The following is a 14970-nucleotide window of genomic DNA, read 5'->3' as shown; positions in this document are numbered from 1 at the left end:
GGGGCCGGCCCCCCCCCCCCGCCCCCGGCCGCGGCCGGGCCCATCACCCCGGCCACGGCGGCGGGCGGGCCGACCGCCCCGGCCGCTGCCGCCTCTGTGCCGACGGCCTCTGGCGCCCCGAACGTGACAGGGCCCGGGGTGGATGTCGAGGGCGGGGGGTTGGTGCCGTCCAAAGAGGCGTTGGCTGTGGCGCTCAGCGGGGCGGGCACCCCGTCCGTACCGAGGCTTGAGGGGATCGGGCCGGAGGCGGCGAGTGACATTGATCAGGCATTACGTGAGCTGGCCCGTGACTACCCGGACCTGACGCGCGCCCTCGGCGCCGTCAGCACCACGGACCCGCACGGGAACTTTGTCACCCAGCCGGACCTGGTGGCCTACGCGGTCATGGACGGCGGTGAGCGGGGCATCCACCTGAACCCTGTCGCCATGGCCGACCAGGTGGCGGCCGGGCGGGTGGAGGAGGCGACCGGGTGGACGGTGCCGGGCGGTGGGTCGGTGCGCGGTGTGCTCTACCACGAGGTGGGGGAGCACATCGCCGACCGCATCATCAGCGACCCCGATGCGCGCACCGCCCTGAACGCCACCGTCTCGGCCGCGCTGGGCCGCCCGTACGACGTCACAGGCGTGCACGACCAAGAGACCGTGACCGCCGTCGAGTCCCGCCTGTCCACGTACGGCGCCACCACCCCCCGCGACCTGATCGCGGAGGCGTTCACCGAGTACAGGGCCTCGGCGACCCCGCGTCCCCTGGCCAGGGCGGTCGGTGAGCTGATCGATCGGCTGCAGACCACGCGGGCACACCGGACACAGGACACCGCGCTGACGACGCGCTCCCGCGAAGAGGTCTATGCCCGCAGGCGCGGTCCCTCCGACGACCCGGAAGCGGATCCGGACCTGTGGGCGCTGCGGGCCATGGACGGGCGGATGAGCGAATCCCGCTATCGGGACGAGGACGCCGAACGCCAGGCAGGCAAGATCCTCCAGCGCATGGCGAACACCTGGGGCCGCGACGGGACCCAGTGGTTGCTGGATACGTTCCAGGCGCGTTCCCCGTACGTACGCGACGGCATCCTCTGGGCCGCCCGCCAGAACGGACTGGCCGGCCCGAGTGGCGAGCAGCAGTCAATGGCACAGACGTCTCGGCCCCCGGGCCAGAGCGGCCGGAGCGGCCAGAGCGGCCAGCCGCAGGAGGCCGCCTACCAGGCCGAGAACCTGTACGACTCCCAGGCCGACCGGCGCCACTGGAAAGACGTCATGCGGGAGGCCGACCATCTCGCCCACCAGTACACGGCCGCCGACCGCAACCAGGACGCGGACGCGTTCCAGGACGCCATCGACAACGCCCAGGCGTTCGTCCGCCGTCACGGCCTGGCCGACGCCAGCCGGACGCCTTGGTACAAGTTCAAGGGCGCGGCGGAGATGGACGACTGGATGGCCTTCCGCGAGAGGGAGGACACCAGCACCGGCATCGGCTTCATCAGCGAGATCCTGCTCTATGACTTCGACCTGGAGCCGGACGACCTCAAGGGCACCGGTGCCGCCGGTCAGAGCGGGACGAAGGGGTACGAGCCGCCGATCTCCGACCACGACGACTTCGGCAAGGTCAATGTCGAGCGCCGGACCAAGGTGCCGCTCGCCGGACTGCGCCCGCAACGGGTGGAGGACTACGACAAAGCCTCCCAGCCGCTCAGCGAGGAGCACAAGGAGGCCATGCGGAAGGCGTACGGGGAGTTGCGGAAGTTCATCGACGACCTCGGCTCCAGGGAGATCAGGTTCGGTGACCTGCTCGCGATCATCAACAAGGTCAACCCGACCGGGCACAACAGGAACTGCCCGGAGACCAGCCTGGCCATCGACGACATCCTGCGCGGCAAGCCGGCCGTGGCCGGGCCACTGAACGCCGCGCCGGTCCCGGTCATCCGCACCACGATGGGCAGGCGGGCGATCGAGAAGCACCTGCGGCTCAGCAATCTCAAGAAGGTAGCGAAGATTCTGCAGAACGAGGGGCCGGGATCACGCGGCGTGGTGATCGGCTACAGCGGCTCCGGCATCGGGCACGTGTGCAACGTCCTCAACGTCAACGGCCACATCTACTACGCGGACGGCCAGCACCAGCGGGTGTACGTGGACCGGCACCCCATGGAGGGCAAGTACCGCGAGTACGACTTCTTCCAGACCCGCTGAGAAAGGACGGATCACCATCATGATCGGCGAGGAGGAGGCCGAGCAGATCGTGCGCGCGTACATCGCGGAGGAGTTGAGCGCGGTGGGGGAGGGGCTGGTCGTGCACGACGCGGTGACGGTGGAGCGGCCGTACGGGTGGTTCTTCACGATCACCACGGTGGAGTTCGTCGAGACGGGCGACCCCGGCACCACGTACGCCGGGCTGGGACCGGTCCTGGTGCGGAGGTCCGACGGCGGGCTCGTCGAGTACGACTCCATGTACACCGGCGAGTCGGCGGCCGAGGACTACGAGGCGGCGCTGTGACGCGGCGGCGGCCCGCGATCTGCGACGCGTGCGCCAGGCTCCGGCAACGGGTTGATTCGCAGGCGGCCGGCCGGTACGTCCCCTACTGCGAGGCCTTCCCCGAAGGCGTCCCGGCGGAGATCTATGAGGGTGGCTTCGACCACCGGCAGGAATACCCCGGCGACGGCGGTGTCCGGTTCGCGCTGCGGCCGACGGCCGAGGGGGCGGTGCGGGCGTTCGAGCTACGCCGCACCTGAGAGGCGAGGGCTGTGCGGCCGAGGAGCCTGGGCGGGACGGGCACCGACTCGCTCACCCCTGCGCTCGTCCGCTGGCTGCCCGTGTCCGACCTCGGTCGGGTGGTGCATTCCTCCGTGGACGCGTTCCTGCCGATCTTCGCGAGCCCGTCCGTGGTCGCCCTCGCAGCCCTGGTATTCGCGTTCTTCCTGCCCGACCGCAGGCTGCGGGAGGAAGCTGCCAGAACACGCCCAGAGTGAAGCGTCAGGTCGTTCGCTGTTCAACCGACATCGAGGAGGCCGAGCCGTGCCGCTCGTACGCCCGCCTGGAAGCGGCTGCTCGCCCCCAGCATCGCCGTGAGCTCACCCACCAGACGGGTGACGGTACGAGTGGAGACGCCCATGCTGCGGGCGATGGCCGAGTCCTTCTGGCCGGCGGCCAGCATGCGCAGGACGGCCCGCTGCTGCTCGGTGAGCGTGACGCCGTCGGCCGATCGGGGCACATCGTCGGGCTCGGAGGCGGTCGTCCAGCAGTAGTCGTAGATCGCTGCGAGGGATTTCACCAGGCTCCCGCCTCGGATGAGGATGCTGCCTGCTTCGGGGTCATGGGGGTCGGCCTGGACGACGGCGGTTCGGCGGTCGTAGATGAGCATCCGCGTGGGAATCACCGGGGCGACCCGGACCTCGATGTCGAGCCGTCGCCAGCGGCCCATGAATTCGCGGATCAGCGGGTTCGACAGGGCGATCTGTGCGTGCAGTGCTCGCATGCGCACGCCGTTGCGCATGGTCGTCTCGCTGCGGGCGAGCCCTTCCTCCAGGGATTCGCGCGTCCACGCGGCGATCGGGTGCATGCCGAGCACTTCGATCTCGGCCAGTTCGGCCAGTTCGTTGATGCGCTCGGACAGTTGATCGCTGCGATTCAGCCACGGGAAGAACTCGATGTGCGCGTGGTTGTCCGCCTGCTCGGGCAGGCGGAGGTAGTGCTTGGCCAGTGCTGCCGTTCTCACGTGCTGCTCGACGAGGCCGTCCAGCAGCCGGTGAGTGTTCTGCAGGGTGCGCTTGAGCGTGACCGTTACGTCGGCGGCCGTCTGCGTTTCCGGGTTCAGAAGGTCGAGCCGGGTGAGCTGGTCGCGGGCACGGTCGATCTCCGCCGCCGCCAGGCCGAGTTCGTCCGCGGCCTCGGGCAGCGACTCTCCTCGCTGGTGCATCCGGGCGTACAGCGATCGAGTGACTCTGTCGTCCGCGGAAGACGGCTGCCCGTCCACTGGGCTCCTTTCACCATGGGCCAACGCTGAACATTGACATAACTGACCCTTTGACGGCAAAGGGGTCCACTTTCCGCCATGTCCTACTTCGGAAGCCTGCTAGCCCTCCACGAATCACTGGGCTTGCAGCACGATCCCTGGGTGAGGCGAAGCACCATCGCCGTGAACAAGGAGGGATCTATTTGATCACCGTTGCGTACAGTCTCGTCGCCTACCGCGTCACCGGCCTGTCGTCGGCGACGTGCGAGCACTGCCTGGCCGCAGTCAAGCTGGAGCTGATTCAGGTGCCGGGAGTCGTGGGAGTGGACGCGGCTCCGGAGGAAGGCCGCGTGAGCATCCTTACTGACGGCCCCGTCGACGAGGGGCAGGTCCGCGCGGCCATTGAGGCGGCCGGCTGCACCGTCGAAGGTTCCTGATCTGCCCGTGGCCGGGTCCGCCACGTCGGGTGGCGGACCCGGCCGGTCGGCAAGGAGTCGGCTCTTGGCAGCCTCTTGGCGGGAGAAGGTCGAGGTCTGCGGCAACGGCTCGAGAAGACCCGCCTGCGCCGCCGTCCTCAGGCGGGACATGCGCGAGCTTCGCGATCAGATGCGTGAGATGAAAGACGAGATCCGTCGCGCTCAGGTTGTCGTCGTACCTCGCGCTGCCGCTTTCGCCGAACGGGCCTCAGTGCCGTCGGCCTGGTTGCCGATGGGGCAGTTGTTCGCGCGCTGGCTCGATCGGTGGCGGTCGGAGTAATTTCCCATCATGGTCAAATTACGTTCCGCCGGATGGGCAGGCGCCCTCCCGCGCAAGGCCGTCAGCTTATCCGTCGCCGGAGTCATCGCTGTCGGGTCGCCGATCGGACTCGGCTCGTCGTTCGCGAACGCGTCGACTTCGAACGAGCCTCCCAATGCCGTCATCATCTGGGACAGAAACGCCCAGACGGCGATATGGGACATCGCCGGCCAGCAACCACAGGTCCAGGCGCGCAGTTTCGCAATGGTGCACGGAGCCGTTTACGACGCCGTAAACGCGATCGCCGGCACTCCCTATCAGCCGTATCTGATCGCGCCGCCTGCCGACGGGACCGAGTCGACGGACGCGGCCGTCGCGACCGCGGGCTTCCTTGTGCTGAACGCGCTGTTCCCGGAACAGCAAGCGAGGCTGAAGACGCAGTACGACGAGGCGCTGGCCGTGATCCCCGACGGTACCGCCAAGCAGCGCGGAATCACCGTGGGCACTCAGGCGGCCGCTGCGATGAACGCCGCACGGCAGAACGACGGAGCGTTCGGAAACCAGACCTGGACTGTGGGCACCCAGCCCGGTCAATGGCGGCCGGCGCCACCCGCGTTCGCCTCCGACGGAGCCTGGGTCGGTGACCTCAAGCCGTTCCTTATCCGCAGCGCCTCCATGTTCCGCACGTCCGGCCCGCCATCGCTCACCAGTCACCGGTACGCCCGGGACTTCAACGAGGTCAAGACCATCGGCTCGGCGACCAGCACGGTCAGGACGTCCGACCAGACACAAGCCGCGATCTGGTGGCACGACCGGCACCTGGCCGAATGGGAGATCAAGCGCCAGCTGGCGACGAAGCGGCAACTGAACACGTTGCAGACGGCGCGGATGTTCGCGATGGTCGACCTGGCCGAAGCCGACGCCACGATCGCTTGCTACAACGAGAAGGCAGCGTGGAACTTCTGGCGGCCGGTCACCGCGATCCGCCTGGCCGACACCGACGGAAATCCGGGAACGGCGGCCGATCCCGACTGGACGCCATTGCTCGTTACACCACCGCACCCCGACTACACGTCCGGACATACCTGCTTCACAGCGGCCAGCATGTCGGCGTTGGCGTATTTCTTCGGCCGCAACGACATCCCCTTCAGCGGATACAGCGCCGCCTCGGGTACCACCAGGTATTTCCGCAGTTTCTCGCAGGCGCTCGCCGAGGTCATCGAAGCACGCATCTGGGGCGGAATCCATACGCGAACGGCCGACGTCGAAGGCGCGAAAATCGGCAAGAAGGTCACCGCTTACATGGTCGCGCACTACTTCAAACCGAAGGAGTAATGACCTGCTGCTCTTCACCCTGAAGTGGCGGGCTTCAGGGGCAGCTCTTGCGGTAGGGCAGGGCTGGGATGCAGGCCTTCCATGCCGTTCAGATCAAGGGTGACGACGTCGGCCCCGTCGGCCGTGAAAGCGATCGACTGGAGCTGCCCTGTATTCGGATCCTGACCTCCAACGGCGTCGAGAAGACGCTGATCGGCGCTGGCGAAAGCCGGCTTCTTGCCGTCGGGGAAGAAGGCCACGAGCTCGCCCGGGACGGTTCCCGCGGCGGCGTCCACGATCTTGACCTCGCCCTGGCCGACCGCGGCCGGCAGCCTGCCATCCACGCTGAAGAAAGCGCTCTTCATGGCAGGCAGCCGTTGCGGACGTCACGCAACCGGGCCTCAGTGTCGGCCTGGGCCGCCAGGACCTGACCTCCCGGGCTCAGCGTGCCGTCGGCGGTGGTCCGGGAGAGGGGACAGTGGGCGTGCGCGTGTGCGTCTTCGCCGAACCGCATCGCGTGGGTGACGGCGGCAGGCCGAGCCGGGTCGCGACCGCCGCCGCCAGCTCGTCCGGCGACAGCGCCACCTCCAGCACCATCCCGGACTCCTCAGGGCCGAGGTGCTCCAGGATCGCCCGCTGCGAGTCGAACAGGCCGGGCGACATGTAGTGGTCGGTACGGCGGGTCAACCGGTCCCGGATCAGCGTCGCGGGCCCGTCCAGGAGGACGAACTCCACCTCCGGCGGGCCCTGCCGCAGCACGTCCCGGTAGGAGCGCTTGAGCGCCGAGCACGCCAGCACCGTGGAGACGCCCTCGGCGTGCCGGGCGGCCATCCAGGCGGCCAGGTCCCGCAGCCACGGCCAGCGGTCCGCGTCGTCCAGCGGGATGCCGGCGCGCATCCGCGCCACGTTCGCCTCCGGGTGGAACTCGTCCGCCTCGGCGAACCGCAACCCGGTCAGCTCGCTGATCCTGCGGGCCACGGTCGTCTTGCCCGCGCCCGACACGCCCATGACCACGATGTGCCGGGTGCGCCGCTGCTCACCAGTCATGGACGGTGCCGTCCTTGAGCCGGTTGAACGGCAGGTACGCTGGCTGGTACGGGAAGCGCGCCGCGGCCTCCTCGTCGAGATCCACGCCGAGCCCCGGCAGCTCCCCGGGGTGCAGGTAGCCGTCGCTGAAGCTGAACGACTGCCGGAACACCTCGTTGGTCGCCTGGCCGTGCTGCATGTACTCCTGGATGCCGAAGTTGTGGATCGCCAGGTCCAGGTGCAGGGCGGCGGCCATGCCGACCGGCGAGATGTCGGTCGGGCCGTGGATGCCGGACTTGATCTGGTACTGGGCGGCGTAGTCGAGCAGCTTGCGCATGGCCGTGATCCCGCCGGTGTGGGTGACGGCGGAGCGGACGTAGTCGATGAGCTGCTCGCGGATCAGGGTCTGGTAGTCCCACACGGTGTTGAAGATCTCCCCGATGGCCAGCGGGGTGGTCGTGTGCTGACGGACCAGGCGCAGCGCCTCCTGGTTCTCCGCCGGGGTGCAGTCCTCCAGCCAGAACAGGTCGTACGGCTCGAGGGCCTTGCCGAGCTTGGCGGCCTGGATGGGGGTCATCCGGTGGTGCCCGTCGTGCAGCAGCGGCAGCTCGGGGCCGAACTCGTTGCGCACCGCCTCGAAGACGCCGGGCAGGTGACGCAGGTAGGCGCGGGTGTCCCAGTCCTCTTCCGCGGGCAGCGCGGTGCGCTGGGCCGGCTCGTAGTCGTACCGCTTGCCCTCGACGCTCGGCTGGGCGGCCACTCCGTACACGGCGTTGATGCCCGGTACGGAGGTCTGCACCCGCAGCGACCGGTACCCCATCTCCAGGTGCCGCCGGATCGAGTCGAACAGCTCCGGCAGGTCCCGGCCCGACGCGTGCCCGTACGCCATGATCCCGGTCCGGGAGGCGCCGCCGAGCAGCTGGTAGAGCGGCATCCCGGCGGCCTTGGCCTTGATGTCCCACAGCGCCACGTCCACGGCCGCGATGGCGGCCATGGTGACGGGCCCGCGCCGCCAGTACGCCGAGCGGTAGAGGAACTGCCAGGTGTCCTCGATGCGATGCGGGTCCCGCCCGATCAGCAACGGGACGACGTGGTCGGCCAGGTACGACGCGACCGCCAGCTCACGCCCGTTGAGGGTGCCGTCGCCCAGCCCGGTGATCCCCTCGTCCGTCGTGATCTTGAGGGTGACGAAGTTGCGGTCGGGGCTGGTCACGATGACGTCCGCTGCGATGATCTTCACGCGGGTGCCTTTCTCACGTCGGCGGTGCGGTCGGGGGTCATGGTCACCATTCCGCGTACGAACCGTCCCGGTGCCGCCAGACAGGGCTGCGCCAGGCGTGTCCCTTCTTGTCGGCGGCGCGGACCGCCTGATCGTCGATCTCGATGCCCAGGCCGGGTGCGGTGAGCCGCTCGACGTATCCGTTCACGAAGGTCAGCGGGGTCTTGTCGAGGCAGTAGTCGAGCACCTCGGCGCCACGGTTGTAGTGGATGCCGATGCTCTGCTCCTGGATCAGGTAGTTCGGGGTGGCGAAGCCGACCTGGAGGCAGGCCGCGAGGGCGATCGGGCCGAGCGGGCAGTGCGGGGCGAGCTGCACGTCGTACACCTCGGCGAGGGTGGCGATCTTGCGGACCTCGGTGATGCCGCCGGCGTGCGAGAGGTCCGGCTGGGCGACCGCGATGCCGGCCTGGAAGACCGGCAGGAACTCCTGCCGGCTGTAGAGCCGCTCCCCGGTCGAGACCGGGGTGGTCGTCGAGCGGACGAACTCGCCGATGAGGTGCGAGTTCTCCGGTACGACCGGCTCCTCCAGGAACAGCGGCCGGTACGGCTCCAGCAGCGGCGCCACCCGGCGGGCGTTGGCCAGGGTGAAGCGCCCGTGGAAGTCGACGGCCACGTCGCGGTGGTCGCCGAGCACCTCGCGGGCGGCCGCCACCCGGGCGACCACGCCGTCCAGCTCGGCGACCGAGGCGACCGGGCTCATCACGCCGGAGGCGTTCATCTTCACCGCGGTGAGCCCGGCCTCGAGCTGGGCGGCGATGTGATCGCGGACCTCGCTGGGCTCGTCGCCGCCGACCCAGCCGTACACCCGGATCCGGTCCCGGACCGGACCGCCGAGAAGCTGGTGCACGGGGGCGCCGAAGTGCTTGCCGGCGATGTCCCAGAGGGCCTGGTCGAGGCCCGCCACGGCACTGGCCAGGATCGGGCCGCCCCGGTAGAACGAGCCCTTGGTCAGCACCTGCCAGTGGTCCTCGATGCGTAGCGCGTCCCGGCCGATCAGCAGCTCCGCGAGCTGGTCGACGGCGGTGCGGACGGTCTCGGAGCGCCCCTCGCAGGTGGCCTCGCCCCAGCCGACGATCCCGGAGTCGGTCTCCACCCGGACGAAGAGCCAGCGGGGGGCGACGAGGAAGGTCTCCACGCGCGCGATGGTCGTCATGCCGGTCAGCCCTTCGTCGCGCCGGCGGTGAGGCCGGAGACCACGTACTTCTGCACGAACAGAGCGATCACCATGATCGGCACGGTGACCACGGTGGCCGCGGCCATCAGGCCGCCCCAGTCGATGCTGGCGTACCCGACGAAGTCGAAGATCGCCACGGGCAGGGTCTTGGTGTCGGCGTCGGAGAGCACGAGCGCGAACATGAAGTTGTTCCAGGAGAAGATGAAGGACAGGATCCCGGCGGTGGCGATGCCCGGCACCGCCAACGGCAGGGTGATGCGCCGGAACGCGCCGACGTGGGTCAGCCCGTCCACCAGCGCCGCCTCCTCCAGTTCCTCGGGCAGGCTGTCGAAGTAGCCCATCATGATGTAGACCACCAGCGGCAGCGCGACGAACATGTGGCTGATGATCAGCACCCCGAAGCCGCCGACCATCTTCAGGTTGGAGAAGACGTAGTACCAGGGCACCAGCAGCGAGACGCCGGGGATGACCCGGGCCATCAGCACCACCAGCGCGGACTTCTTCATGTTGAACCGGCTCATCGAGTACGCGGCCGGCACGCCGAGGATCAGCGAGGCCACCGTGGCGGCGAAGGCGACCCAGAGGCTGTTGACGATGAACTCGACGTAGTTCGCCTGCTGGAGCACCTTGGCGTAGTTGTCCATGGTGGGCGAGAAGGCCAGCGCCTTGCCCGGGTCGTAGATGTCGACGTTGGTCTTGAACGACGCGGAGACCATCCAGAGCAGCGGCGCGACCAGGGAGAGCACCACGATGGTGAGCGCCACCACCCGGAACACCTGGTACGCGGGCCGGGCCTTCATCGCTGCGCCTCCTTGCGCCGGGCGGTCAGGGCCCACATGGCCCCGATGATGATCAGGAAGAAGAGGATGAGGACGGTGGAGGAGACGCCGTACTCGTTGTAGTCGAAGCTGAGGCCGTAGGCGTACACGTTCAGCGTCTCGACCTCATGGAACGAACCGCCGCCGCGGCCCTTCGTGGCGTAGAGGACGTCGAAGGTCTTGAGCGCGTCGATGCCGCGCAGCAGGACCGCCACCGTCAGCGTGGGCATCAGCAGCGGCAGGGTGACGTGCCGGAACCGCTGCCAGGTGCTGGCGCCGTCGATGTGCGCCGCCTCCTGCGGCTCGTCCGACAGCGAGGTGAGCCCGGCGAGCAGGATCAGCACCACCATCGGCGTCCACTGCCACACGTCGATGAAGATCGTGGTGGCCAGGGCCGTGTGCTGACCGGCCAGCCACGGCTGCGGCCCGATGCCGAACCAGCCGAGGAGCTGGTTGGCCATGCCGATGTTCGGGTCGAAGATGAGCCGCCACATCATGCCGACCGCGACCGGAGTGGCCACGAGCGGCATGAGGATGGCGACCCGGACCCACCGCTGCCCCTTGAACGGACGCCAGAGCAGCAGCGCGATCGCCATCCCGAGGACCACCTCGAACAGCAGCGCGACGACGGTGAACGTGGCGGTCCGCCCGACCGCGGGCCAGAACCGCTCGGTGTCCGACAGGACGTCGAGGTAGTTCCGCAGGCCCACGAACTCGCTCTCCGCGCGGACGGATCCCTCGGCGTCGGTCAGGCTGAGGTAGCCGGTCCAGGCCAGGGGGAACACGAGCAGCGCGGCGACGAAGACCATCGCGGGCGCGGCGAAGAGCCATTTGCGGTGAGCGTCCACCCAGCGCAGCCAGCCGGGCGTGCCGGGGGCGGCGGGGGCGCCGCGCGGCGCCTTGGTGGTCGGTGTGGTGATCGTTGCCATGGGGACTCCAGGGGTCGGCGGGTGCCGCTTACTTGGCCTCGTCGTCCAGGAACTTCTGGAACGCGGCGTTGGCCGTGTCGGCGGCCGCCGCGGCGTCCTTGCCGGTGATCGCGTCGACGATCGGCTGGCCCACGATCTCGCGGGACTCGGCGACCTTCACGACCAGCGGCCGGTCATGACCCACCCCGTCCTTGGTGCTGGCCGCGATGGCCTCCACCAGGTCCTTCGGGAAGGTCGAGGTGCTCTCCGGGTTGGCCCACACGGAGGTGCGGGCGCCGGGCACGCCGGACTTCTGCTGGGCGAGCGTCTGCGCCTTGCCGGTGGCCCACTCGATGAACTTCCAGGCGTTGGCGGCGTTCTCCGAGCTGGAGTTGACGCCCAGCGCCCACGACGGGATGTTGTACGGCTTCGAACCGCCAGGGCCGGCCGGGAACGGCGCGAAGCCGACGTTGTCCGAGACCTTGGACTTGGCCGGGTCGGTGGCGTTCTTGTAGAGCGAGTTGGCCTCGGTGTAGAAGGCGGCCTTGCCCTGGGTGAAGATGGCCATCGCCTCGGGCCAGCCCATGTCGGTGCTGACGTTCGCCGGGCCGGAGTCCTTGATCAGCCCGCCGTAGTAGGCGTACGCCTGCTTGGCCGCCTCGCTGCCGACCGCGGCCTTGCCGCTGCCGTCGACGAAGTCGCCGCCGAAGCTGTACAGGAAGCTGGAGAACTGGGTGACCGCCGGCGACTTGCCGGTACGGGCGACGAACCCGGCCATGTCCGGCTCGGATGCCTTGATCTTGGCGGCGGCGGCCTTGAGCTCGTCGAGGGTCTTCGGCGGGGCGCTCAGGCCGGCCTTGGACAGCAGGTCCTTGCGGTAGTAGAGGACCTCCTGCTCGGTGATGATGGGGACGCCGACCGGCTTGCCCTCGTACGTGGTGGCCTCCACGGGGCCGGCCTGGAAGTCGCTGAAGTCCCAGTCCTTGTTGGCCTTCACCTGGTCCGACAGGTCGGCCAGGTACTTGTTCTTGGCGAAGAGCCTGCCCTCCTGCAGGGGGCGGTACATCATCACGTCGATGTCGGACGAGCCGGCGTTCAGCTTGACGTTGTACTGGTCGGAGAGCTGGTCCTCGCCGAGCTGGGTGATCTCGGCCTTGAGCCCGGTCTGCTTCTCGAACTCGGGCAGAGCCTTCTTGATGTTGTCGGTCCACACGTGGTTGGCCAGGGTGATCCGGACCGTCTTGGACCCGCCGCCGTCACCGCCACCGCCGCAGGCGGACAGCCCCATGGCGGCCACCACGGCCAGAGATGTACCAAATATCGCTCGACGTCGCACGTCAATCCCGCCTTCCTGGCATGGTCGCCGCCCCCCGGAAGAGCGCCACATGCTCGTAACATCTGCTTAATGCCGGGATGCTAGGACAAAAAAGCTGACTTATTCAAGAGTCAGCCTTCAACTGATATGTTCTATGCCGTGAATCAGTCCTCCCCGGGGGCCGCCCCCACTCGGCCCGCCCTTGCGGAGGCTGGGTTGCACGCACGGGTCCTCGACCACCTCGGCACCGCCATCTGCAGCGGCGACGTGGCCGCCGGCTCGGTCCTGAGCATCGAAGACCTGGTCGACCGCTACCAGGTCTCCCGCTCGGTGATCCGCGAGGTGCTGCGGGTGCTCGCGTCCATGGGGCTCATCGAGACCCGGCGCCGGGTCGGGATCATGATCCAGCCTCCCGGGGTGTGGAGCGTCTTCGATCCGCAGGTGATCCGCTGGCGGCTCGCCTCGGAGGGGCGGATGGCGCAACTGCGCTCGATCACCGAGCTGCGGACCGCGATCGAGCCGTACGCCGCCTGGCTGGCCGCCGGGCGGGTCGACCACGACGAGGCGAGCGAGCTGGTCGGGCTCGCGGCCAAGATGTGGGCCGCCGGGAAGGCGGGCGACGAGGCCCGCTTCCTCGACCTGGACATCGACTTCCACCGGCGGGTGCTGGCCGCCTCCGGCAACGAGATGTTCGCGAAGCTGCAGCTGATCGTGGCCGAGGTGCTGGCCGGCCGGCACCACTACCACCTGATGCCTCACTACCCGGACGAGGAGGCGCTGCAGCTGCACACCGACGTGGCCCAGGCGATCCAGCGGCGCGACGGCGAGCGGGCCCGGGAGGCCATGGTGGGGATCATGGAGCAGGGGTTCGCCGAGATGAAGTCGCTGTGGGAGCGGACCGCCGAGCCGGGCGGCGCCTGACCGGCGGCCTTCGCGTCAGCGCGCGGCGTTCGATCTTGACCTGGTACGGGCGGCCCGCCTCGTCGGTGTGCCGTTCAGGAGTCGTCGTCGCGTCGATCGGGCCGGGCGTGGGTGGCGAGCGCGAGCCCGGCCAGGCCCAGCAGGGCGCCCAGCGCGCTGACGCGCGGGTCGGCCCGGTCCACGGTGAGCAGGTACCCGGTCATGGCGATAGCGGAGCCGGTGGCCAGCAGCACACCGGCCCACCGCAGCAGCCGTCGTGACATGGGTGTTCCGCCCTCCGGTCGGGCGAGGGGCCGGTCAGGCGGGGTCGAGTGCGTCCGTGTCGCCGACGTGGAGGCGTACGACGCCGCTGACGTAGCGGCCGCCCTTGACGTCGCCGGGCACGACCAGGCGCGGGCCTTCCTTGTCCAGTTTCGCGCCGTCCTGGGTGACGGCGAGCAGCACCTTCTTGCCGGAGAAGGCCGGGTCGAGCTCGGCCCAGGCCAGTGCGGCGCGGTAGCCGTCGGAGCCGGTGGCGGTGACGACCAGGCGTAGCTGCGCGTTCTTGACGTCGGGGTCGATGCGCGGCTCGGTGAGCTGGAGGACGTCGGACAGCAGCGGGCCGGTGAAGGTGTGCTTCTCCGCGCCGTGGGAGGTCTGGTAGCGCACGCGGACGGTGTGCTGCGGCAGGCCGCGCAGCCGCGCCATGGTGAACGAGCGCGGACGGTCGACCTGGCCGCGCACCTTGACCATCCCGGCGGGGGCCTGCCGGACGGAGGCGGGGCCGGCGGCGGTCGCGGCCGTGGCCGGGGCGGTGGGCGTGAGCGTGGCCAGCAGGACGGTGGCGAGCGCGGACGCGACGGCCCGGCGGCGGGGTGAACCGATACTCACGAGGGTGCTCTCCGATCTCGTGGATGCCATGGCAGAACCGTAGATCATGCCGCTGGTGCGGCGGAAGCCGGGTATTCAGGCTCGAATGTGCGGAAGGTATCGTGAGAGCTTGTGGCGACGTTTCGGATCAGCGAGGCCGCGGCGTTGCTCGGGGTCAGCTCCGACACGGTCCGCCGGTGGGTGGACGCGGGGCGGCTGGGGGCCGGGCGGGACGAGCACGGTCATCGGCAGGTGAACGGCGCCGACCTGGCCGCCTTCGCCCGCTCGCAGATCGAGGAGAGCGGCGACGGCAGCCGCTCCTCGGCGCGCAACCGCTTCCGCGGGATCGTGACCGAGGTGATCCGCGATGCGGTGATGGCGCAGGTGGAGATCGCCGCCGGGCCGTTCCGGGTGGTGTCGCTGATGAGCCGCCAGGCCGCGGACGAGCTGGGCCTGGAGGTGGGGGTGGTGGCGGTCGCCGTGATCAAGTCCACCAACGTCGTCGTGGAGATTCCCGGTCACGAGCGCGTGGCCAGTTACTTGTGAGGAGCCCCCTGTGGAGTTCAGGCGTCTTTCCCGATGGGCGATCGCCCTGCCCGTCGCCCGCAGCAACTCGGACAGTACGAGCTGTCCGGGCGGCTGGGTGAAGGTGGTCAAGGCGCGGTCTTCCTGGGCTGGAGGAGCGGG

The 14970-nt window shown here is 69.3% G+C and carries 18 protein-coding genes; 8 read left to right on the top strand and 10 right to left on the bottom strand.

The features are described from left to right. The 4 genes from ACWEPL_RS62725 to ACWEPL_RS62710 all read left to right on the top strand — a co-directional run. Positions 1 to 2184, top strand: a 2184-nt coding sequence (locus ACWEPL_RS62725; protein WP_452442391.1) for a toxin glutamine deamidase domain-containing protein, incomplete at its 5' end; no start/stop codon positions are given. Positions 2185 to 2203: 19 nt separating this feature from the next. Further along, a complete protein-coding gene (locus tag ACWEPL_RS62720) occupies positions 2204 to 2488 on the top strand; it encodes a YrhB domain-containing protein (protein ID WP_452442389.1) in 285 nt (94 codons plus the stop codon). Then, the gene (locus ACWEPL_RS62715) at positions 2485 to 2724 is read left to right on the top strand and encodes a hypothetical protein (RefSeq protein WP_363975286.1); all 240 of its coding nucleotides are present in this window, start codon (positions 2485 to 2487) and stop codon (positions 2722 to 2724) included. The genes ACWEPL_RS62720 and ACWEPL_RS62715 overlap by 4 nt, the downstream gene beginning before the upstream one ends. A gap of 12 nt (positions 2725 to 2736) precedes the next feature. Continuing rightward, positions 2737 to 2961 carry a hypothetical protein gene (locus ACWEPL_RS62710; RefSeq protein WP_452442387.1) on the top strand — a complete coding sequence of 75 codons (225 nt, stop codon included), beginning with the start codon at positions 2737 to 2739 and terminating at the stop codon, positions 2959 to 2961. 20 nt (positions 2962 to 2981) lie between these two features. Here the strand turns inward: ACWEPL_RS62710 and ACWEPL_RS62705 are convergent, their stop codons facing one another. Then, complete coding sequence (locus tag ACWEPL_RS62705; RefSeq protein WP_452442386.1) at positions 2982 to 3908, bottom strand: LuxR C-terminal-related transcriptional regulator; 927 nt, start codon at positions 3906 to 3908, stop codon at positions 2982 to 2984. A 239-nt stretch (positions 3909 to 4147) separates the two neighbouring features. On the opposite strand from ACWEPL_RS62705, the gene ACWEPL_RS62700 reads away from it, so the two are divergent. Both ACWEPL_RS62700 and ACWEPL_RS62695 read left to right on the top strand, forming a co-directional pair. Beyond that, positions 4148 to 4381: a heavy-metal-associated domain-containing protein gene (locus tag ACWEPL_RS62700; RefSeq protein WP_452442385.1), complete on the top strand. Its 234-nt coding sequence runs from the start codon at positions 4148 to 4150 to the stop codon at positions 4379 to 4381. Positions 4382 to 4709: 328 nt separating this feature from the next. Then, positions 4710 to 6014, top strand: a complete 1305-nt coding sequence (locus ACWEPL_RS62695) for a vanadium-dependent haloperoxidase (RefSeq protein ID WP_452442384.1) — start codon at positions 4710 to 4712, stop codon at positions 6012 to 6014. A gap of 14 nt (positions 6015 to 6028) precedes the next feature. Here the strand turns inward: ACWEPL_RS62695 and ACWEPL_RS62690 are convergent, their stop codons facing one another. The 7 genes from ACWEPL_RS62690 to ACWEPL_RS62660 form a co-directional block, all read right to left on the bottom strand. After that, complete coding sequence (locus ACWEPL_RS62690; RefSeq protein ID WP_363975302.1) at positions 6029 to 6358, bottom strand: hypothetical protein; 330 nt, start codon at positions 6356 to 6358, stop codon at positions 6029 to 6031. Positions 6359 to 6434: 76 nt separating this feature from the next. Then, positions 6435 to 7040: a gluconokinase gene (locus ACWEPL_RS62685; protein WP_452442383.1), complete on the bottom strand. Its 606-nt coding sequence runs from the start codon at positions 7038 to 7040 to the stop codon at positions 6435 to 6437. Then, positions 7030 to 8259 carry a D-mannonate dehydratase ManD gene (gene manD / locus ACWEPL_RS62680; protein WP_363975308.1) on the bottom strand — a complete coding sequence of 410 codons (1230 nt, stop codon included), beginning with the start codon at positions 8257 to 8259 and terminating at the stop codon, positions 7030 to 7032. The genes ACWEPL_RS62685 and manD overlap by 11 nt, the downstream gene beginning before the upstream one ends. Positions 8260 to 8302: 43 nt before the next feature. Beyond that, entirely contained in the window at positions 8303 to 9451 is a 1149-nt protein-coding gene (gene dgoD / locus ACWEPL_RS62675) for a galactonate dehydratase (RefSeq protein ID WP_452442382.1), read from the bottom strand. 5 nt (positions 9452 to 9456) lie between these two features. After that, the gene (locus tag ACWEPL_RS62670; RefSeq protein ID WP_350735505.1) at positions 9457 to 10272 is read right to left on the bottom strand and encodes a carbohydrate ABC transporter permease; all 816 of its coding nucleotides are present in this window, start codon (positions 10270 to 10272) and stop codon (positions 9457 to 9459) included. Continuing rightward, positions 10269 to 11219 carry a carbohydrate ABC transporter permease gene (locus ACWEPL_RS62665; RefSeq protein WP_350735502.1) on the bottom strand — a complete coding sequence of 317 codons (951 nt, stop codon included), beginning with the start codon at positions 11217 to 11219 and terminating at the stop codon, positions 10269 to 10271. The genes ACWEPL_RS62670 and ACWEPL_RS62665 overlap by 4 nt, the downstream gene beginning before the upstream one ends. A 28-nt stretch (positions 11220 to 11247) precedes the next feature. Then, positions 11248 to 12486: an ABC transporter substrate-binding protein gene (locus tag ACWEPL_RS62660; RefSeq protein ID WP_363975313.1), complete on the bottom strand. Its 1239-nt coding sequence runs from the start codon at positions 12484 to 12486 to the stop codon at positions 11248 to 11250. 243 nt (positions 12487 to 12729) lie between these two features. Between ACWEPL_RS62660 and ACWEPL_RS62655 the strand changes: the two genes are divergently transcribed. Further along, complete coding sequence (locus ACWEPL_RS62655) at positions 12730 to 13434, top strand: FadR/GntR family transcriptional regulator (RefSeq protein ID WP_350735496.1); 705 nt, start codon at positions 12730 to 12732, stop codon at positions 13432 to 13434. Positions 13435 to 13508: 74 nt separating this feature from the next. Here ACWEPL_RS62655 and ACWEPL_RS62650 read toward each other — a convergent pair whose 3' ends face one another. Both ACWEPL_RS62650 and ACWEPL_RS62645 read right to left on the bottom strand, forming a co-directional pair. Then, positions 13509 to 13697 carry a hypothetical protein gene (locus ACWEPL_RS62650; protein WP_452442380.1) on the bottom strand — a complete coding sequence of 63 codons (189 nt, stop codon included), beginning with the start codon at positions 13695 to 13697 and terminating at the stop codon, positions 13509 to 13511. A 34-nt stretch (positions 13698 to 13731) separates the two neighbouring features. Beyond that, the gene (locus tag ACWEPL_RS62645) at positions 13732 to 14334 is read right to left on the bottom strand and encodes a molybdopterin-dependent oxidoreductase (RefSeq protein WP_452442379.1); all 603 of its coding nucleotides are present in this window, start codon (positions 14332 to 14334) and stop codon (positions 13732 to 13734) included. Between the two features lie 81 nt (positions 14335 to 14415). On the opposite strand from ACWEPL_RS62645, the gene ACWEPL_RS62640 reads away from it, so the two are divergent. Further along, positions 14416 to 14829 (top strand): TOBE domain-containing protein, encoded by a 414-nt coding sequence (locus ACWEPL_RS62640; RefSeq protein WP_452442378.1) that lies wholly within the window; start codon positions 14416 to 14418, stop codon positions 14827 to 14829. Positions 14830 to 14970: the final 141 nt, after the last annotated feature.

The sequence above is a fragment of the Nonomuraea sp. NPDC004186 genome, from assembly GCF_053603495.1.
Note: the sequence above shows the minus strand (reverse complement) of the source record. Positions and strands in the feature narration are given on the sequence as shown.